The 20,091-nt window shown below is 55.0% G+C and carries 18 protein-coding genes; 8 read left to right on the top strand and 10 right to left on the bottom strand.

The annotated features are described in order from the left end of the window. Nucleotides 1–13: 13 nt before the first annotated feature. Nucleotides 14–1,174 carry a TAXI family TRAP transporter solute-binding subunit gene (locus QT231_RS01435; protein ID WP_308335167.1) on the bottom strand — a complete coding sequence of 387 codons (1,161 nt, stop codon included), beginning with the start codon at nt 1,172–1,174 and terminating at the stop codon, nt 14–16. 224 nt (nt 1,175–1,398) lie between these two features. Further along, on the bottom strand, nt 1,399–3,099 hold the full coding sequence (locus tag QT231_RS01430; RefSeq protein WP_308335166.1) for a sulfate permease: 1,701 nt from the start codon (nt 3,097–3,099) through the stop codon (nt 1,399–1,401). Between the two features lie 245 nt (nt 3,100–3,344). Here QT231_RS01430 and QT231_RS01425 point away from each other — a divergent pair, with 245 nt between their 5' ends. Beyond that, complete coding sequence (locus tag QT231_RS01425; RefSeq protein ID WP_308335165.1) at nt 3,345–5,006, top strand: methyl-accepting chemotaxis protein; 1,662 nt, start codon at nt 3,345–3,347, stop codon at nt 5,004–5,006. Here the strand turns inward: QT231_RS01425 and rarD are convergent. Beyond that, nucleotides 4,977–5,885: an EamA family transporter RarD gene (rarD, locus tag QT231_RS01420; RefSeq protein ID WP_308335164.1), complete on the bottom strand. Its 909-nt coding sequence runs from the start codon at nt 5,883–5,885 to the stop codon at nt 4,977–4,979. The genes QT231_RS01425 and rarD overlap by 30 nt on opposite strands. Nucleotides 5,886–5,957: 72 nt before the next feature. Between rarD and QT231_RS01415 the strand changes: the two genes are divergently transcribed. Continuing rightward, nucleotides 5,958–6,770, top strand: a complete 813-nt coding sequence (locus QT231_RS01415) for an amidohydrolase (RefSeq protein ID WP_308335163.1) — start codon at nt 5,958–5,960, stop codon at nt 6,768–6,770. Nucleotides 6,771–6,772: 2 nt separating this feature from the next. After that, nucleotides 6,773–7,477, top strand: coding sequence for a pseudouridine synthase (locus QT231_RS01410; RefSeq protein WP_308335230.1), 705 nt, complete (start codon nt 6,773–6,775; stop codon nt 7,475–7,477). A gap of 193 nt (nt 7,478–7,670) precedes the next feature. Here QT231_RS01410 and QT231_RS01405 read toward each other — a convergent pair whose 3' ends face one another. The 6 genes from QT231_RS01405 to gloB form a co-directional block, all read right to left on the bottom strand. Next, nucleotides 7,671–9,254 carry a dipeptide ABC transporter ATP-binding protein gene (locus QT231_RS01405; RefSeq protein ID WP_308335162.1) on the bottom strand — a complete coding sequence of 528 codons (1,584 nt, stop codon included), beginning with the start codon at nt 9,252–9,254 and terminating at the stop codon, nt 7,671–7,673. Further along, complete coding sequence (locus QT231_RS01400) at nt 9,247–10,323, bottom strand: ABC transporter permease (protein ID WP_308335161.1); 1,077 nt, start codon at nt 10,321–10,323, stop codon at nt 9,247–9,249. Before QT231_RS01400 ends, QT231_RS01405 begins: the two co-directional genes overlap by 8 nt. Nucleotides 10,324–10,325: 2 nt before the next feature. Next, nucleotides 10,326–11,399 (bottom strand): microcin C ABC transporter permease YejB, encoded by a 1,074-nt coding sequence (locus QT231_RS01395; RefSeq protein ID WP_308335160.1) that lies wholly within the window; start codon nt 11,397–11,399, stop codon nt 10,326–10,328. Nucleotides 11,400–11,476: 77 nt separating this feature from the next. Beyond that, nucleotides 11,477–13,429: an extracellular solute-binding protein gene (locus QT231_RS01390; RefSeq protein WP_308335159.1), complete on the bottom strand. Its 1,953-nt coding sequence runs from the start codon at nt 13,427–13,429 to the stop codon at nt 11,477–11,479. Between the two features lie 42 nt (nt 13,430–13,471). After that, the gene (locus tag QT231_RS01385) at nt 13,472–14,698 is read right to left on the bottom strand and encodes a transglycosylase SLT domain-containing protein (RefSeq protein ID WP_308335158.1); all 1,227 of its coding nucleotides are present in this window, start codon (nt 14,696–14,698) and stop codon (nt 13,472–13,474) included. Nucleotides 14,699–14,728: 30 nt separating this feature from the next. Next, nucleotides 14,729–15,496 (bottom strand): hydroxyacylglutathione hydrolase, encoded by a 768-nt coding sequence (gene gloB, locus QT231_RS01380; RefSeq protein ID WP_308335157.1) that lies wholly within the window; start codon nt 15,494–15,496, stop codon nt 14,729–14,731. Nucleotides 15,497–15,607: 111 nt separating this feature from the next. Between gloB and QT231_RS01375 the strand changes: the two genes are divergently transcribed. From QT231_RS01375 to nudC, 4 genes are all read left to right on the top strand, one after another. Then, complete coding sequence (locus QT231_RS01375) at nt 15,608–16,453, top strand: methyltransferase domain-containing protein (protein ID WP_308335156.1); 846 nt, start codon at nt 15,608–15,610, stop codon at nt 16,451–16,453. A gap of 78 nt (nt 16,454–16,531) precedes the next feature. After that, nucleotides 16,532–17,002 carry a ribonuclease HI gene (gene rnhA / locus QT231_RS01370; protein ID WP_308335155.1) on the top strand — a complete coding sequence of 157 codons (471 nt, stop codon included), beginning with the start codon at nt 16,532–16,534 and terminating at the stop codon, nt 17,000–17,002. Further along, nucleotides 17,002–17,739: a DNA polymerase III subunit epsilon gene (dnaQ, locus tag QT231_RS01365; protein WP_308335154.1), complete on the top strand. Its 738-nt coding sequence runs from the start codon at nt 17,002–17,004 to the stop codon at nt 17,737–17,739. Before rnhA ends, dnaQ begins: the two co-directional genes overlap by 1 nt. Continuing rightward, the gene (nudC, locus tag QT231_RS01360; protein WP_308335153.1) at nt 17,732–18,514 is read left to right on the top strand and encodes an NAD(+) diphosphatase; all 783 of its coding nucleotides are present in this window, start codon (nt 17,732–17,734) and stop codon (nt 18,512–18,514) included. Before dnaQ ends, nudC begins: the two co-directional genes overlap by 8 nt. Before the next feature lie 22 nt (nt 18,515–18,536). On the opposite strand, the gene QT231_RS01355 is transcribed toward nudC, so the two are convergent. Continuing rightward, nucleotides 18,537–18,848 (bottom strand): SCP2 sterol-binding domain-containing protein, encoded by a 312-nt coding sequence (locus QT231_RS01355; protein ID WP_308335152.1) that lies wholly within the window; start codon nt 18,846–18,848, stop codon nt 18,537–18,539. Nucleotides 18,849–19,043: 195 nt separating this feature from the next. Here QT231_RS01355 and sohB point away from each other — a divergent pair, with 195 nt between their 5' ends. Next, nucleotides 19,044–20,087, top strand: a complete 1,044-nt coding sequence (gene sohB, locus QT231_RS01350; RefSeq protein ID WP_308335151.1) for a protease SohB — start codon at nt 19,044–19,046, stop codon at nt 20,085–20,087. Nucleotides 20,088–20,091 lie beyond the last annotated feature (4 nt).

The following is a 20,091-nucleotide window of genomic DNA, read 5'->3' as shown; positions in this document are numbered from 1 at the left end:
GCCCCGTGGCGTATTACTCGAAGATCGGTTCGAAACCGGCATCGCTAAGCGCGGTGGCACGGGCTTCCATCCACTCGGCAGTAAATTCCTCATCGTCACTGGGTGCGTCTTGCATAAAGCTTTCCCAGGCGGTTAACAGCACGTTCTGGCGTTCAACGAGTTTGTCCTGATGGGCCTGCATTTCATCAGTCCATACATCGATCTCTTTGTAGTACGTAACGACCGCATCGTGGAACGGCACCACCCACTGTAGATCTTGTTGCTCCAGGGCATAGCCAAGCGCCCCAGGGGCGTTATCTTTGTAGTCGTCAAAATTTTCCTGCATGGCCTTGATCAGGCCGTAAGCGACGTTGTCGTCCAGGTCTTGGTTGGCGACCACAATGGGGTAAGGGTAACTAGCGCTGGGAACCGGGTTGTCGGCGCTGATGCCGCCTGCCCCAGACGTGACTTCGTGAGGGCGGAAGTAGGGCGCGACCGCCGCCATGCGCTCCCAACCTGCTTCGTCGTTGGGGTCTAGCACCGGCCAGCTAATGCCGCGCGGACTACTGGCCAACTGCTGGGCTGGTGGGGTAACCGTTGTAGTAAAGGAGGCATCTACATCGCCAGCGATAATGCCGTCAAACGAACGACCGTAGCCGGGATAATCAACCCGCTCTACGTCGTCCCAGGTCAAACCACCAAAAGCTAGATACGCTTCAGTGCCTTTGTTGAGTGCATCGTCGCCGCGGATATAGGCAATGCGCTTGCCTGCCAGGTCAGCGGGCGTTTCAACGTCCAAGTCGCCCGCCACCGCCAGGGATAGCCCGAATGAGGCTGTCGAGGTGGTAATGACGCGTAGCGGTTGAGGGCCCCAGTCACGGTCGGCAAACATCATCACGCCTTCCGCGCCGTAGTAGCTGGCGATCCCGCAAGCGCAAAGGTCAACACGGCCCTGTTTAAGCGGCGTCATGCGTGAAACATCGTTATCTCCCGGCAGGATACGTACCGAAGAATCGTATTTGTTCTGCAGCATATTGCCGATGGCAACGGCCTGGGCGTAGCCACTTGAGTTGGTGCCATAGGCCGTCCAGGCCATGGTGCCGGGCAGTTCAATGTCACTGGCGTGGCTGACTGCTGCGCCGAGTAGCGATAAAGGGAAGGCGGCGATGAGTAGGCGATGAGCAAATGGATGCATTGGGATGCTCCTTTATTGTGGTTGTGCTTAAGGATTTAGTTACGTTTTGCTACATAGTGTTTTGCTGTGCGGTACTTGGTTTTGCTAAGTGGTCGGCTGATAGTAGAGAAGCTGTTAGGTGGCTGTCAATGCCGTTATCGGTAGCGGCTCTAAGTGCCCATCGCCGAGCATAAAAAAACCAGACAATTGTCTGGTTTTTCAGAATAGTAGCGAGTGGTGTGCGGTTAAGAAAATTCACGCCAAGCGGCGTAAGTGCTTAGAAATACCCGTCCGGTAAGTGCATCCAGAAAGTCGCTCTTCTTGAGTTGATCCATTACCGGACCTTTCACTTCGGATAAGTGCAGTTTTACATCAGAATCTTTTAAGCGAGCGTTGATCGCATCCAGGCTCTCAAGCGCCGACGCGTCAATCAGATTTACCGCCGAGCAGATCAGTACAACGTGTTCAAGTTCAGGATGACTCGCTACCAGGTTGTATACCGTGTCTTCCAAATAGCGGGCATTGGCAAAATAGAGACTCTCATCAATGCGCAGCAGGGCAACGGTATTGATCGTTTCGACATCGTGGCGGGTGGTGTTCCGAAAGTGTTCGGTGCCAGGTACGCGGCCTACCAAGGCGCTATGGGGGCGGCTGGTGCGGTACAAAAATAGCGCAATAGAGAGCGTTACCCCGCTGATAATACCCGCTTCAACGCCTTCGCACAGCGTGAGTAGAATCGTCACCGCCATGGCGGCAAAGTCGCTGCGGGAGTAGCGCCAGGTTTGGCGCAGCATGGGTATGTCTACAAGCGTCAAAATCGAAACGGTGATCGTCGCGGCCAGGGTTGCGATGGGCAGGTAGTAGAGCCAGCCGGTGAACGACATAGTGACCAGAGCAATACCAAGTGCTGCAAAGGCGCCCGCCGCAGGTGTTTGTGCGCCGGCATCGTAATTAATGACCGTGCGGGATAACCCCCCGGTCACCGGCATACCACTGGAAAGCCCAGCGGCTAAATTGCTGGCGCCAAGGCCCACAAGTTCCTGATTGGGAGAGATGCGTTGGCGCCGTTTAGCGGCCAACATCTGGCCCATGGAGACGGACTCAACAAAGCCGACCAGGCTAATCAACAGCGCGGGGATCAACAGTGCCCGCCACAGTGAGTAGTCCCCCCAGGGAAAGCTAAGTGCAGGCAACCCGCCTGGAATTTGTCCCACAACGCTGACGCCTTTATCGCCCAACTGCCAGTGCCAGGTCACTAGAGTGGTAATTACGACGGCAAAGACCGGCCCCGCTTTAGCGATCAAGTCCGCCAGGGTGTTTGGCAGGCCCATCTTGTTCAGGGTGGCCTTACCATAGCGGCGCATTACGATCAAAAACAGTAGGGTTCCACTGCCGATCAGTAAAGTGGCTAAGTTAAAGGTGGCTAAATTGGGCGCCAGCGTAATAAAGCGCTCTACCAGGGTAAACCCACTGCTCTCAACCCCTAGCAAACTGCCAAGTTGGCTGGCGGCGATCAGAATACCCGACGCCGTTAAGAAACCGGAGATAACCGGGTGGCTCAGAAAATTGCTGAAAAAGCCCATTTTCAGCAGCCCCATTACCACCAGCATGCCGCCGGAAAGTAGCGACAGAATCAGGGCTGCCTGTATATAAGTCTCTGTGCCCGTGGCGGCCACCGAGGAGAGCGCAGCACCGGTCATCAGCGCGATAATCGCCACTGGCCCGACTGCGAGGGTTTTGCTGGTGCCGAACAGAGTGTAGACAAGCTGCGGCAGGATGCTGGCATAGAGGCCTACCACCGCAGGTAGTCCGGCTAGCAGCGCATAGGCCAGCGATTGGGGAATAACCATCACGGTGACGATCAAACCCGCCAAAAGGTCGGCCCCCAACAGGCGTTTATGATAGTGGGGGAGCCACGTCAGGATCGGCAAATAGCGCTTTAGCATGGATTCCATGTGTTGTAGAAATGGCAGAACAGAGAGAGTAAGGGATATTCCCATTCATTGCAGTGCTTATATTCGTTTGTACTACGCTAACCCAATGATGACCAAGCGCTTATACGCTTTCGGTCTCCCCCCAAAGTGCTACTTCTTTCATCAGCGTAACACGCTAAGCTTAGCCGCAAAGGGGAGTTAAACCCTTAATATAGGGTTTTCGATACTCAATAACGTCAATAAAAAGAGTACTGCTCATGCGCTTACTGCGATTGTTAGTTCCGGTGCTATTCGTGGCGCTGTCGATAGGACTTGCCGCACAAGGCGGCCACTGGCGTTATTTGGCGCTCTTTTTGGCCGCGCTGGGGGGCGGCGCTGTGCTACTTAATGTGCTGGAAGGCGTGTACCAAGCCGACCAGCGTCGCCTTGAGCAGCGTCAGCGTGGTTTTAAACCGCTGCGCGATTACCGTTCGCTACGTGCCATGGCCTACCGGTTGATGAACCGCGCCAGCAGTACCGCGATTGCCTCGGCAGAAGTATCACACTATGCCGACCTGATGGATCAGCGCCTTTCCAAGCAAGAGGCCATGGCCCGTGAAGCTTCATCGAGCATGACGGCGATTAATGCGGCCATTATGCAGGTCAGCGCCAGCGCCAGCCAAGTGGCAGCGCTGGCAGAGAGCGCCCGGGAAGCCAGCCATCACAACCATGCCGAGCTGGACGATATTATTAAGGACATGAGCGACGTTGCTGACCGCTCAAACCAAGCGCTGGAAATGCTCACAGCGCTAAACGATAAAATAGAGCGTGTTCGCAACGTTACCTCCATGATTGAAGATATCGCCGAGCAGACCCATCTGCTGTCGCTCAATGCCTCAATTGAAGCGGCCCGAGCGGGTGAACACGGGCGAGGGTTTGCCGTGGTTGCTGGCGAAGTGCGCAATCTGGCACTGAAGACTTCCACCGCCACGCAGAGTGTCGATGAACTCGTCAAAGATATGCATGCGAGTGGCCAGACGGTGGTCGACACCATTGGCGATCTAATGACCCGAATTAGCGAGCGTTCAAAAGGCATGCAGGGAGTAGGAAATAGTCTGGGTACGATGACGCAAGAGTTCGACCAGGTGCAGAGTGAAATTACCCGCGTTGCCGATGCCATGGAAAACACCCGCCAACATAGCCAAACCGTGGCGGACAGCCTGAGCCAGCTAGAAGATGATGTAGATGAAGGCAACCGTAATATGCACGATTTGGCCGAGCAAGCCAGGGCACTGATGGAGGCTGCGGAAGGCGTCGACGGTGAACTGGCGCAGCAACATTTAGAGGGCCGCCACCAGCAGGTTTTCCACGCTGCACGATCAACCGCCGATAAGTTGGGTAAGCTGCTGGAGAAGGCGATCGCCAGCGGGGAGCTCTCAGACACGCAGCTGTTCCAGCCCCACTACGAACAGATTCCAGGCACCCAGCCGCCGCAATATAAAACCGGTTTTGATAGCTTCACCGATAGATATCTGCCTGATCTGCAGGAACCCTTGCTTACTCAGCTAGGCTTAAGTTATGCCATTGCCTGTGACCGGAATGGCTATGTGCCGACCCATAATAAAGCGGTGAGCCTCGCACCAACCGGTGATTACTCACACGATTTGAAATTCTGCCGCAACAAACGGATTTTTGATGACCCGACCGGCAGCCGCTGCGGTGCTCATGAAAAGCCGCTGCTACTGCAAACTTACAAGCGCGATACCGGGGAAATCATGCATGACCTTTCAGTGCCGGTGTATGTGCAGGGTAAGCACTGGGGCGGCTTCCGGGTCGGCTATCAGCCTGAGCGTGATATTGCGACTCCCCCAGCGTTGCAAACCGATGCACCCCCAGTACCACCACTGGCACTAACTAGCCGCAGCGTAGCGCGGGCGTGACTGCCATGCCGACCAGGAGTAAAGCGCGAGCCCGATCCAGATGAGGACAAAGGTTGCCAACTGGATCATACCCAAGGGTTCGCCGAACACGGTTAAGGCAATAAGAAACTGAATACTTGGGTTGATGTACATCAAAAAGCCCAGGGTTGCCAAACGCAACCGGCGGGCTGCGCCTGCGAAGGCCATTAGCGGCAACGCGGTTAAGGCACCACTGGCGATCAGTAAACTGGTGGTGGAAGAGTTCTGTAAAAAATGTGAGCTGCCGTTCCAACTTAGCCAGGTGAGAGCAATCAAGGCGAGAGGAAAAAGCAGCAGGGTTTCCACAAATAGCCCTGATAAGCCATCCAGTGGCACCTGTTTACGAAACAGTCCATAACTGCCGAAGCTTAACGCCAGTAGTAAACTAATCCAGGGCAGCTCGCCCAGCATCACAAACTGCGCTGCAATGGCGATGCTGGCCAAGCCCAAGGCGACCAACTGCAGCTTGGCCATCACTTCCCGAAGTACCAACACGCCTAGGGCGACATTCACTAACGGGGTCAAGAAGTAGCCTAAACTTGCCTGTAATACCTGCTTAGACTCCACTGCGTAAATGTAGATACCCCAGTTAAACCCAATCAGTAGCGCGCAGGCCAGCACACGGCCAAGCCGTTTGGGCTCGCCCAATGCGGTGACAACGGGCGGCCAGCGGCGCAGAAGGGTAATCAAACCGACCAGAAATAGACACGCCCAAATGATGCGGTGAATCAATATTTCAAAGGCGGGAACGCCGTCAAACAGGGCAAAGAAGAGCGGAAAGCAGCCCCACATGATATAGGCCGTTAGCCCGAACATAACGCCTTTGACGGCAGCTGGATCGCGTGTTGGAGTAGGAAGCATAGCAGCCTCATTATTTAAAGATGCTAATCTAGCACAAACGTTACCTTGAGACTGACGAATTGGAGGTGTTAAGTGAGTCAACTTAGGAACACGCTAGTGCAGTGCGATCTGCGCTGGGAAGACCCCCAGGCCAACCACGCCCACCTTGAACAGCTATTGGGTGAGCTGGATAGTCGGGATACGGATCTGATTGTCTTGCCGGAAATGTTTGCCACGGGCTTTACCATGAATTCCCGTGAAATGGCTCAGCCAATGGCGGAGAGCCAAAGTGTAGCCTGGCTGCAGGCTCAGGCGAAGGCACGAAACTGCGTGATGACCGGCAGCGTGGCGATCGAAGAGGGCGGCGAGTTTTATAACCGCCTTATTTGGGCGACGCCGGAGGGGGAGTTAACCCACTACGATAAGCGCCATCTATTTCGCATGGCGGGGGAGCATGAGCGCTACGGCATGGGCAGTGAGCGCAAGGTGGTAGAGCTCAACGGTTTTAAGCTGCTGCTGAGCGTTTGCTACGACCTGCGTTTTCCGGTCTGGATGCGCCAGCAGCCAGCAGAAGGCGAGCATTTCGAGTATGATGCGCTGCTGTGTATCGCCAACTGGCCAGCACCGCGTCGCCACCCTTGGCGTACGCTGCTGCAGGCCCGTGCGGTAGAGAACTTAAGCTATGTGATTGGCGTGAACCGCGTTGGAGAAGATGCCAAAGGGCTTGCCTATAGTGGCGATTCCCTGTTGGTCGACTTCAAAGGCGAAGCGCTGATTGATCAACCTGCCCATACCCCGTTTATAGAAACGGGCACGCTGGATAAAACTGCCCTTGATGCTTTTCGTGAAAAATTTCCTGCCTGGCAAGACGCCGACCACTTTCAGTTGCTGCCAGGAGTGGGTTAATGATGCGCCTTGATCGCTTTTTGAGTGAAACCTCGCCGTTGACTCGCAGCCTCGCCAAGCGGGCACTCAAGAATGGCGAAGTGACTCTCAACGGCGAGCCGATAAAACAGTCGGCGACCCAAATCGATACCGATAACGATGTGGTTGTTCTGAACGGCGAACGGTTGGAGTTGGTAGGCTTGCGCTACATCATGCTGCACAAGCCAGTTGACGTTGAGTGCAATGCCCGCCGCGGGCTCTATCAGCGCGCGATAGACCTGATAGATCTGCCTAAAGCCGATCGCTTACAGCCAGTAGGGCGCTTGGATGTGGATACCACGGGCTTGCTGCTGTTAACCGATGATGGCCAGTGGTCGCACCGTGTCACGTCACCGCGCCATCGCTGTGCCAAGGTGTATATCGCCGAGCTAGCGGAGCCTATGGAAGGCGCGTCGGCAGAGTGGGCGATTGAGCAAGTCGCCAATGGCCTGATGCTTGATGGGGAAGAGACGCCGACCCAGCCTGCAACGTTGCGCTTTTTATCGCCCAGCCAAGCGGAGTTGACCATTACCGAAGGACGCTATCACCAGGTGAAGCGGATGTTTGCCGCTCTGGGAAACCATGTGAACTCACTGCACCGCAGTTCCATCGGGGATTTGGCACTAGATGAGAACCTGGCGCCCGGCGAGTGGCGGGAATTAACCACCGACGAAATCGCGCTTTTCTGAGTGCTTGTTTAAGGTCTTCTAAAGCCGCTTTCCCAATGGGTGAGCGGCTTTATTTTTAGCTAAATATTATACCGTTATCTTATAAGTTTCCCTAAGCAATTGCCGAGAGTTGTGCGACTCAGGTAGAAAAATCGCGAGCGAAAATTGCCTTCCTGCAGCACCGCTAGCCGTTTTAGTTAGCCGTTGCTTAGTATTAAGAAGCTAGGTGGGCAGCGGCAATCAGTGCTTGGGTATAAGCGTGCTGGGGCGCTGAAAGAACCTTCAGGCAGCAGCCCTGCTCGACCACTTCACCATCCTTGAGCACCATAATACGGTGGGCCATCGCGCGGACGACGGCCAGGTCATGGCTAATAAACAGATAACTCAGCTGGCGGCGTGCCTGTAGGTCGCGCAACAGGGCGACTAGCTGCTTCTGCACGGTACGATCTAACGCCGAGGTGGGCTCATCAAGCACCAGCAGTTCTGGCTCTAATATGATCGCCCTTGCCACGGCAATACGCTGGCGCTGACCGCCGGAAAATTCATGAGGGTAGCGGGCTGCACAGCTCTCGGGCAAACCTACCTCATGCAGCGTTTGCTTGACCCGCTGGGCGACTTCGTCAATGGAGAGATGAGGGTAGTGAAAGCGCAATCCCTCGCTGACGATATCGAACACCGGCATACGCGGTGAAAGGGCGCCATAGGGGTCTTGAAACACCATCTGTAAGCGATGCCGGTGACGGCGTAACGCATCGCCGGTTAGGGCACTTAGTTTATCATTGCCAAGAGTTACATCGCCTTGGCTGGTGACCAGCCGCATGACCGCCGACGCCAGCGTGGTTTTACCCGAGCCGGACTCACCCACAATGCCCAGGGTTTCCCCCGGCGCAATTTGAAAATCAGTGGGTTGAAGCGCCACAAAAGCGGGCGGCTGACGCTTGAACAAGCCGGTTTTAGGTCGCTTGAAACTGACGCTCAACTGACGCGCCGTCAGTAGGGGGGCTTTCTGCTCAATGGCTTGGGGCCTACCTTCCGGTTCAGCCGCAAGTAGCGCTTTGGTGTAATCGCTTTGCGGGTGCTGAAAGACCTGCTCCACGGGCCCGATTTCCTGAATGCGGCCCTGATACATAACGCAGATACGATCCGCATAACGGCGCACCAGATTCAAGTCGTGGCTGATAAACAGCATGCCCATACCATGGTGATCGCGCAGTTCACGTAGCAGGGCGAGAATTTCCTGCTGAACGGTAACGTCCAGCGCGGTGGTGGGTTCATCGGCAATCAGCAGGGATGGGTTATTGGCAATCGCCATGGCGATCATCACCCGCTGGCGCTGCCCACCCGAGAGCTGGTGGGGCCAGGCGTCCAGCAGTTCTTCCGGGCGCGGTAGTTTCACCTGTTCCAGTAGCCTTTTGCTGCGTTGGCGGGCGGCCTCGCCCCGCAGCCCCTGGTGAAGGCGTAGCGCTTCGCCGATCTGCTTACCCACTCGGTGCAGAGGGTTGAGCGAGGTCATCGGCTCCTGAAAGATAAAACCGACGCGATTGCCGCGCACGGCGTTCCACTGAGTTTCGGTTAAATTGGCCAGATTGGTATCACCCAGCCAGCGCTCGCCCTGAACGGTGGCATTACTAGGCAGTAGATTCACCATCCCCAGCGCCGACACCGATTTGCCCGAGCCGGATTCTCCGACAATCGCCAGGGTTTCACCCGCATTGAGAGTGAGTGACAGTGAGTGCACTACCGGGGTGCCATCAAAGGTGACATCAAGATGCTCAATGCGCAGTAGAGGATTAGGCATGCTGAGTCTCCTGGGCGGGGCCTGCCAGGCGCTGCTGCACATGGCGGGGGTCGAAGGCATCGCGCAAGCCCTCGCCGATAAATACCAGCAGTGACAGCATGATCGCTAACGTCATAAACGCTGTGATACCTAGCCATGGAGCGTGTAGATTATTTTTGCCCTGGGCCGCCAGTTCACCTAGCGAGGGAGCCCCAGGGGGCAGGCCGAAACCGAGGAAATCCAGCGCGGTCAAGGTGCCAATCGCACCGGTAAACAGAAATGGAATAAACGTTAGAGTGGCAACCATGGCGTTAGGCAGCACGTGGCGCCACATGATTAAGCGAGACGGCAATCCCATGGCTTTGGCCGCGCGCACATACTCCAAATTGCGCGCGCGCAGGAACTCGGCACGCACGATGTCCACCAGGCCCAACCACGAGAAGAGCAGCATAATTCCTAGCAGCCACCAGAACCCCGGCTGAACAAAGCTGGCTAAAATAATCAGTGAAAACAGTACCGGCAGACCTGACCATATCTCGGTGAACCGTTGACCGATCAAATCAATTTTGCCGCCAAAGTAGCCCTGCACGCCGCCCACTACGACACCAATGACTAACGATCCTGCAGTGAGCACCAGGGCAAAAGCCACCGAAAGTCGAAAACCATAAATCACCCGTGCCGTTACATCCCGTCCCTGGTCATCGGTGCCCAGCCAGTGACGGCTATCTGGTGGGGCTGGGGAGGGGCGGGTCATATTCATATCCAGGGTCTGGTAGGAAAAAGGAATGATGGGCCACAGCGCCCAGCCGTGATCTTTAATCTGTTGCTGAACAAAAGGATCCAGATAGTCCGTTCGGGTCGGTAGAAAGCCGTCAAATTCGGTTTCTGGGTAGTCCACCAACATGGGGAAATACCACTGACCGTCGTACTGCATAACGATGGGTTTGTCGTTGGCAATCAGCTCGGCAAACAGGCTAAGGATAAACAGCGTGGCAAATAGCCAGAGTGATACCCGGGCACGACGATTGGCTTTGAAAGCGGCCAATCGACGGCGAGTGATAGGCGATAAGCGTAACGATAAGGAGGCCATTATCACGACTCCCGAGTCGAAAAGTCGATACGTGGGTCGACCCACACGTAAGTCAAATCGGAAATCAGCTTGAGGATCAAGCCGATGACGGTATACAGAAACAGGGTGCCAAATATGACCGGATAATCCCGCTGCATAACCGCCTCGAAGCCGAGCAGCCCCAGCCCGTCCAGGGAGAAGATCACTTCGATAAGCAGTGCGCCGGTGAAGAAAATGCCGATCATGGCGGCGGGGAGGCCCGCGATAATGATCAGCATGGCGTTGCGGAATACATGGCCATAGAGTACGCGTCGCTCGTCGGCGCCTTTGGCGCGGGCGGTAATTACATACTGCTTGTGAATTTCATCGAGAAAGCTGTTTTTGGTCAGCATCGTCAGCGTCGCAAAGCTGCCAATCGAGGCGGCGATGACCGGCAGCGTAATATGCCAAAAATAGTCTTTGACCTTGCCCCAGGTAGAAAGCTGGTCGAAGTCAGGCGAAGTCAAACCGCGTAACGGGAACAAGTCCCAGTAGGTACCCCCGGCAAACAGCACAATCAACAAAATCGCAAACAAGAAGCCTGGAATGGCATAGCCGACAATCACTAGCCCGGATGACCAGACATCAAACCGGGAACCGTGGCGAAGCGCCTTTTTAATCCCTAATGGGATGGAGATTAAATAGACCAGCAGTGTCGTCCAGAGCCCCAACGATATGGAGACCGGCAGCCGCTCTATCATCAGCTCGGTGACCGGACGGTCACGGAAGAAACTGGTACCAAAATCGAGTGTGAGGTAGTCCGCCATCATGCCGATAAAGCGTTCGTGGGCGGGCTTGTCAAAACCAAACTGCTGTTCCAGCTGTTCGATAAAACGCGGATCGATCCCCCGGGCGCCCCGTGAGTCATCGCTGACCTGAACATCTGCGCCGCCCATATCCAAACGTGTGCTGGCCATGGCGTTAGCGCCTTCAAAACGCGCCAACATCTGATCAATTGGCCCGCCTGGCGCCGCCTGAACAATCATAAAATTGAGAAGCATGATCCCGAAAAGGGTCGGTATCATTAGCAGCAGTCGGCGTAGGGTATAGCGGGCCACAGAGCACTCCGAGGTTTATGACGATGAAACCGTTGAGGATAAGCCGTTGCGATTAAATAGTTGTCATTCAGCTAGCGTTAACGGCCCCGTTGACGGCGCTGCAGTGCTGCTTCACGGTCGGTGTCTACCCACCACGCATCCAGATCCATGGCGTACGCTGGGAACGGTTCGGGGTAGCCAAACTTATCCCAAATGGCGATACGGGTCTCCCCAGAGTGATAGTGGGGAATGACATAAAACCCCCAGCGCAGTACTCGATCCAACGCGCGGGTAGCGGTATCCAACTCTTCTCGGCCATCGGCGCTAATGATCTCCTCCACCAGTGCATCGACTGCCGGATGCGCCAGTGCCATCCGGTTACGGCTTTGCGGTGCCTCGGCGGCGGCACTGGTCCAGAAGTCACGCTGCTCATTTCCAGGGTTGTTCGACTGCGGGAAATGGCTGATTACTATGTCATAGTCGTAATTGCGCTGCCGGTTTAAATATTGATTAATATCAACGATACGCAGCGATGTCTGCACCCCCAGGCGGGCCATGTTGCGCAGCGTGGGCTGAACTACGCGTTCCATCCCCGAGTCGTAGAGCAACACCTCCAGGCTTAACGGCCGTCCAGTCTCCTGATTGACTAACACGCCGTCCTCAACGCGATAACCTGCCTCGCGTAGCAAGTCGAGTGCTTTGCGTAGCCTCTCGCGTAAATCAGTGGGCTGCTCAATGGGCAGCGGTTCGGTGAAGAGACGGTCAGAGCCATGAGAGGCTAATAACTCCTCGCGGAATGGCTCCAATAGTGCCAGCTCTTCTTCAGAGGGTAAGCCAGTGGCTTCCATTTCAGAGTTTTGGAAAAAGCTCTCGGTGCGCTGGTAAGTGCCGTAAAAAATATTAGTATTGAGCCATGGGAAATCGAAGGTTAGGCTCAATGCTTCTCGCACCCGCGGGTCTTGGAACTTCTCTTTACGCAGGTTGAAGACAAACGCCTGCATCATGGGCGGATTAACGTCAGGCACCGTTAGCCGCTTAACCAGGCCCTCTTCATAGGCTGGAAAATTATAACCAATCGCCCAGGTGGCGGCGCGGGCATCTGTGCGAAAGTCGGTCAGACCCGCTTTAAACGCTTCCCAGGCAATATCCCGGTCACGGTAGTAGTCGTAAATGATGCGATCAATATTGTAACGGCCAACGTTGACCGGTAAATCTTTACCCCAATAGTTCTCATCGCGCTGGTAGACAATTCGCCGGCCCGGGTCGACCTCGCTAATTCGGTAGGGCCCGGAGCCTGGGTGTGCGACTAGAGTGGGGGAGGTGAAGTCGCGGGGCTCCCAGTAGTGGCGGGGGAGGATGGGCAACTGGGCGACGATTAACGGTAGCTCTCGAGAGTCGGTATCGTTAAAGGTAAAACGTACCTGATGCTCATTAAGGGCGATGGCTTCTTCAACTCCAGCGTAGTAACTGGCGTAAAACGGATTCCCCTCTTCGCGAAGCAAGTTAAGCGAGAACACCACATCGTAGGCAGTGACGGGTTCGCCATCCTGAAAACGGGCTTCCGGCCGCAGGTCGAACTCAATCCACTCCCTGTCTGGGTCTAGGCGTACGCCCTCAGCCAGCAGGCCGTAAAGGCTAAAGGGCTCATTGGGGTTGCTGGCCATCAGGGTGTCGTAAATTTGTGAAATGCCGGTCACCAGCGTACCACGAATGATAAACGGATTAGTCGAGTCAAAACTGCTCCCCACGGCGGTATGGGTAATGGTGCCGCCTTTGGGGGCCTGGGGGTTTACATGAGGAAAATAGGGAAAGCCAGCCTCTAGGGCCGGGCTATCGTAAAGCGATAGCGCGTGAACTGTTTCAACCGGCACTCCATTGTTTTCGTCGGTGTTTAGATCACCCACCACGTTATTAGCGTTTAAGGTGGTAATAGACGAATCACTGTTAGACGTCGACTCTGACGCTATCGTTTCTGAAGCCAGTATCGATGCGTTGAACAACAGGCCACTGATGAGTAGAAGCGATTTCGCAAAAAACAAACCACGCGGCATTGGAGACATCCCATGTGAACAAAGCCAATTAGTTAACCCGGTTTAACGCCCTGAAAGTGTCAGCAACTGGCCTGGTTGTAAAGCGTTGGGGCGGTCAATCGCATTCCAGCGTATAAGGTCTTGCTGATCTACATTATACCGGGCGGCAATCGCGGAGAGACTATCGCCTCTTTCAACGCGATGAGTATTGCCACTGCTATTTTGCGCTATTGCCTGATTGCTTTCTGCTGCCTGCGTGCCGCCCTGTGAAAGCTGCGCAAGCACTTGTGTATCCACTTGCTCAGGAACCAGCAGCGTCTGGGCACTGCGAGGGTCAATACTGCCATTCAGCAGGCCAGGATTTAATTCGGCTAAGGCGGTTTGGCTGACATCCAGCAGTTGGGAGGCTTCGGAGAGTGTCACCGCATGGGCCAACTTAACTTTCGCGAACGCCGGGTCAACGTGTATTTCCGGTAAACTCACGCCGTACTGTTCAGGGTCGTTAATGATCGTCGCGATCGCTTTCAGCTTGGGCACATACTGCATGGTTTCATAGGGTAGCGAGAGATCCCAGTAATCGCCGTTTAAACCTTGCCCTAAGGCCTGGCGCTGAGCGCGGTTGACGGTGCCTGCGCCTGCATTATAAGCGGCTAATGACAGCATCAAATCACCTTCGTACCACTGATCAGCCTGCATTTCCAAGTAGTCCAGCGCTGCCTCGGTGGAGGTCAACACGTCCAGCCGACCGTCATAATTACCATTACGCACCAAACCCAGTGCATCGCCGGTACCGGGCATAAACTGCCATAGTCCAGCGGCACCGCGGTGGCTCCGTGCGCCTGGATCAAAGGAGCTTTCTACAAAAGGAATTAATGCGATTTCGCCAGGCAAACCGCGCTCACTAACTTGCTGGGTAATCCAGGCAAGCCAGGGAGTGGCGCGTTCGGTGATGGTGGCAATATTGTCGGGGCTTGAACGGTAGTACTCAATCCATTCGTCAACCCGCGCTTGAGCCTCGGGGGACAGTGACTTCTCTTGCCACTGAAAGCTCTTACGCAGTGTTGTCCAGGCGTCTTGAGGTTCCAGCTCCAGCGCTTCCCAAAAATGGATATGGAATGGCGTGGGGTATGGTTTTGTAGCGTCTACTGACGTGCCTGCTAATGAAGTTGTTGGTCTTTCATAGGCTGTGGCAGAGGCTTGAGAACTTGCCGCAGCGGCTAACATTAGGCCCATAATTACGGTACTGCCGGCGCTCAGCATCAAGCGCTGGCGAATCGTTCGATAGGTCATAGTTGCATTCGTTTGGTTTCGATAGCGTTCTTAAAAACGGTTCTTCCACTCGCGTAGAGTAGTGAACGTTGCGAGATCATCATTATTAACACCCTGGGTACCTGCCGCCTGGCGCACGCTATCAGTGCCCACGCGGAGGTAGGGATTAATTTTCAGCTCGCGTCCTATCGTGCTGGGTAAGGTGGGGCGATCCAATGCCCGCGCCTTTTCACACTCCTGCAAGGCGTGTTTGACGTCTTCGTTTTCAGGATCCGCAGCACGGGCAAACGTCAGGTTTGCCTGAGTGTACTCATGGGCTGCAAAGACCAGTGTATCTTCAGGGAGTTCCGCAAATTTTTTCAGCGCGGTATACATTTGCTCCGGCGTACCCTCGAATAAACGACCGCAGCCTGCGCAAAAAAGGGTGTCACCGCAGAACAGTAGTGCAGGGATACCCGCAGTAAAGTAGCTGATATGATCCAGCGTATGGCCGGGGGTCGCAATGACGTCAAACAAACGGCCCATAATGCGCACTTCGTCGCCGTCGCCCACGTGTTCATCAATGCCTTCAATCTCAGGGTTGTCCGGGCCAATCACATGAGGGGCGTAGCGTTTAATTAATTCCGCTAAACCACCGGTATGATCATGATGATGGTGGGTAATCAGAATACAGTTCAGGGTTAGCGATTCGCGCTCAAGCAACTCGATCACCGGGGCAGCTTCACCGGGATCCACCACGCAAACGCTTTGACTGTTATCCTGTCTTAATAGCCAAATATAGTTGTCGCTAAGGGCGGGGATCGGTGTCACGCTCATCATCGGCGAGATCCTTTAAGTTACGAAAAAACACATCAAACATTGCGCTTATTAGCGCTAAATCGGTGCGTAAAAGGCGTTAAAAAGCCGTTACTGTGGAGGGAAGCGCTGTTCATGTCAAATTCGACGATGGCCACGACACTGGCTAAGCGCTTACAAAGTAGCCAGCCTTATTGGCAAACAGAGGCGGGGCGTTCGCTTTGGGAAACCCAGCGTGCCTGCTTAGGGCCCGTGGTGGAATCGCGTGTGGGCGGCCATAGCCTGGAAATGAGCATGGGGCCAGCACTGATGACCATGTCGGCTATAGCGCACCCCATACGCTGGTCGCCTACACGTCAATTAGCCGATACCGATAGCACCTTAATATGTCCACCGGATCAGCTTGCGCTGCCGGATCGTTGCTTGGACGTAACGGTCATTCACCACTGGCTTGAGCATTTAGCCGATGCTCACTTCACTCTGCAAGAGGCCGCGCGGGTCACTGCCGATAACGGCATTCTGGTGTTGTTTGGCTTTAACCCCATGGGCGTGAGCGGCCTTGCCCGGCAGTTGCGCAAACGTCAGCAGGTGTTTCCCTGGAGTGGAACCTGGCGCTCCGCAAGCCGCCTGCGCGACTGGCTGGCGTTTGTCGACTTCGAAGTGGAACGGGTAGACTATTGCTGTTTTCGCGGGCGAATGAACGCCAAGTGTGGTGAGTATTGGGAGTCGTTAGGGCGGCGGCATAACCTGCCGCTGGGCGAGAGTTATATGATTCAGGCACGTCGCCAGCAACGCCAAGCGCCGGTGCAACGCCTTAAATTTGGCTTGAAGGCACCGGCTTCCCCGGCGTCGTTGGGTGTTACCCGCTCAGGCACCTCTGCCCATTACCAGCCTTATCAAGCGTATCTGACTCAAGTGGAACCGAGTAAAAGGCATAAGCCTGAGTCTCAAAAAGCGGAGTCTCAAAAGCCCGAGTCTTAAAAAACTGAGTTTTAAAAACGTGGGCCATTTAAACTGAGCCATTAAACATTGACTCACACAAACCATGGGATCAAGAGATTGACTAAAGAGGCGGCCGGAGATCTACCCCGGGTAACGGTGTATACCGATGGAGCGTGCCGGGGCAATCCAGGCCCCGGCGGTTGGGGCGTCGTGCTGGCGAGTGGCAAGCATGAGAAAACCTTGAAAGGCTATGAAGCCGAGACCACTAATAACCGCATGGAGTTAATGGCCGCGATTATGGCGCTGCGCACGCTTAACACCCCGTGTGAAGTGGCGCTCTGGACGGACTCTCAGTATGTGCGCCAGGGCATCACCCAGTGGATTCACAACTGGATTAAGCGCGGTTGGAAAACCGCTGCCAAGCAACCGGTCAAAAATGCTGAACTTTGGAAGACCCTCCACGAAGAGACCCAGCGCCACCAGGTCGAGTGGCACTGGGTGAAAGGGCATAGCGGTCATCCAGGCAATGAGCGTGCCGATGCGTTAGCTAACGAAGCGATTGATGAGCACCAAAAGAGGAGAGCATGATGCGTCAGGTGATCTTGGATACTGAAACCACGGGCATCGACCCAAAAGATGGTCATCGCTTGGTCGAAATTGGTGCTATTGAGATGGTTAATCGACGCTTCACTGGTCGCACTTATCATCAATACATCAACCCCGAGCGGCATATCGACGCTGAGGTAGTTGCTGTTCATGGGATTGACAATGCCAAAGTCGCCAACGAACCGGTATTCGCGAAAATAGCCGATGAGTTTTGGGCATTTATTGAAGGTGCCGAGCTTGTAATTCATAACGCCCCCTTCGATGTGGGTTTTATTGATCACGAGCTGAGCATGTTGAATCAGCAGCGAAAAGCCCCTGTGTTGGGGCCGGTTAGGGATCATTGCGGCGTATTGGATACGCTGACCATGGCGCGCAAAATGCACCCCGGCCAGCGCAACAGCCTGGATGCCTTGTGCAAGCGCTATGATATCGACAATGGCCACCGGGTATTGCACGGCGCACTGTTAGACTCTGAAATCCTCGCTGAAGTCTACCTGGCGATGACCGGTGGGCAGACCGCGCTGACCTTGGACGCGGCCTCTGTGGCGGAGCAGGAGCAGGCGGATACCTCCAATGAAGGGCTGTCGATTCAGCGTCTCTCTCTAACCCCCGGCCAGCTACGCGTGGTGCGCCCAACCGACGCAGAACGTGCCGCCCATAAGGCCAAGTGCGAAGCGCATCAATTGAACTGGTTTGAAGGTGCGGCCAGCGATGCTTAGGCGAGAAATACCCCATCATGAACAAGCCGGGCGTGTGATTCGCCTGTCGCGTAGCCTGTTGGCGCCCGCGCCCTTAAACGGCAGCGAAGAGCTAACCCCGCTCCAGCCCTATCAACCCTGGACAGAGCAGATGCAGCCGCTATGTTACTGGAATGATGAGCCGGTGGCGTTGCTCGTTGAGCCCCAGGCCGGAAGCGGTTGGATTGATGGTCGCCAATGGATGAGTGAGCTCTCCACCGCCTGGTTTAGCCTGCTCTCCACGGCGCTGCAGGTGGGCGCCTGGCTGGAGAATCACCGCTTCTGTGGTCGCTGTGGCGCACCGGCTACCAAGCTGAGCGCGGAATTTGCGATGCACTGCCACGCCTGCGGTCACCGCAACTATCCACGTATTTCCCCATGCATCATTACCCTGGTGACCAGTGGGGAGGCGATGCTGCTAGCCCGCAGTCCGCGCTTTCCACCGGGACGTTACTCCACATTGGCCGGTTTTATCGAGCCCGGGGAGTCAGCGGAAGAGGCGGTGCATCGCGAGGTGTTTGAAGAAGTGGGCGTGCATATCGATCAATTGCGTTATCACCAAAGCCAGGCGTGGCCATTCCCACACTCACTGATGTTTGGCTATTTCGCTGAAGCCACCACCCGGCGAATTCGTATCGATGGGGTAGAGATTAGTGATGCGGCGTGGTTTTCACCCCGTCAGTTGCCCTCTCTACCGCCGCCTTATTCGATATCACGCGAGCTGATCGAAAACCATTTGGCTCGCTGGCGCGAGTAAGCGCCGCGTGCCGAAATGGTGATTACTTGCTCGGGAATAAGCTGGTCAGCTTGGTGGCCAGCATGACATTGCCAGTGGCTTTTAACTTGCCAGTCATAAAGGCCGTCATGCCATTGATTTCGCCACTCATAATGCCTTTTAGCGTGTCCGTGGTCAGGCTTAAGCTGACAGATGGGTCATCATGCTCACCCTCTTGTACGTCCAGCGCGCCATCCTGGATATTTAAGTAGTAGCTGCCAGCATCGGTAAAATGAAACTGGAAAACTTCATCCATGCCCTTTGCCGCTTCGGGGTTAAAACGCGCTTTCAGCTTGTCGAGGGTGTTGTTTGACATAACATATCTCTCAGTTAAGTAGATGGAGCTTAAGTAGTTCGGGTTAAGGCTAGTGGCCGTAACCAAAATAAACAATCGTAAGGCAAGCGAGGTTATTTCATACGTGCGTTCCAATCAAGCACTGTAGCCCCTCTCGCACAGGTATATGCCAAAGTACTCGTCATAAAGGAATCAACCCTCTAATGGAGAACGTCAATGAGTGAATGGGTAGCAGAGATAGGCACCTTTGTTGTGCAAACGACCATTGTGATGGCGCTGATCGGCGTTGGTCTAGTGCTGATTGCACGCACCAAGCAAGACAAAGAGAACGACCTGAAGCTTACTATCGAGCCGCTAAACGATCAGCGCCGCCGCCGTGGTCGGCGTTTGCGACTGGCGGCCACCTTGCCGGGGGCGCGTAAAAAGCTGCTAAAGCTATTTCGCAGCGAAGATAAAAAGCGCCAGAAGGAGCATAAATCGGAGCAAGATGCTGCCCATGCAGCGCGGGTTTGGGTGCTCGACTTCCACGGCGACCTGAAAGCCTCACAAACCGAGCATTTTGCTCAAGAGGTCTCCGCTATTATCGACGTTGCCGATAAACAGGACGAGGTCGTGGTGCGCCTTGAGTCCGCAGGTGGCCTGGTGCATGCCTATGGGTTGGCCGCCGCTCAGTTAGACCGTCTGCGCACCGCTGGGCTCACCACCACCGTATGTATCGACAAAGTAGCGGCCAGCGGTGGTTACTTAATGGCGTGTACCGCACAGCATATTAAGGCTGCGCCCTTTGCGGTGATTGGCTCCATCGGCGTGGTGGCGCAGGTTCCCAACATTCACCGTTTGCTTAAACGCCATGATATTGACGTCGAACTACTTACTGCCGGTAAATACAAGCGTACCTTGACCGTGCTGGGTGAAAATACCGATGAGGGCAAAGCAAAGTTCTTAGAGGATTTAGAGAATACTCACCGCTTGTTTAAAAGCTATGTGGCAGAACGGCGCCCTGGCATGGATATCGACACCCTCGCAACGGGGGAGATTTGGTACGGCAGCGAGGCATTGCCCCTTCAGCTTGTCGACAGTGTAGGCACCAGTGAAGCCTATCTGGTCGAACGTATGGCCGAAGCGCAAGTCTTCACCGTGAAGCTAGAAGCCCCTAAAACCGTCAGCCGTAAACTGGGGTTGGCGATATCGGAAGGTGTCGAAAAAGCCGCGTTGAAAGCGCTTGGGTTAATCGACGCCGCTGGATGGCAGCGGCGCTGATCCT

It is taken from the genome of Halomonas sp. SpR1, from assembly GCF_031010175.1.
Taxonomy (GTDB): Bacteria; Pseudomonadota; Gammaproteobacteria; order Pseudomonadales; family Halomonadaceae; genus Vreelandella.
Note: the sequence above shows the minus strand (reverse complement) of the source record. Positions and strands in the feature narration are given on the sequence as shown.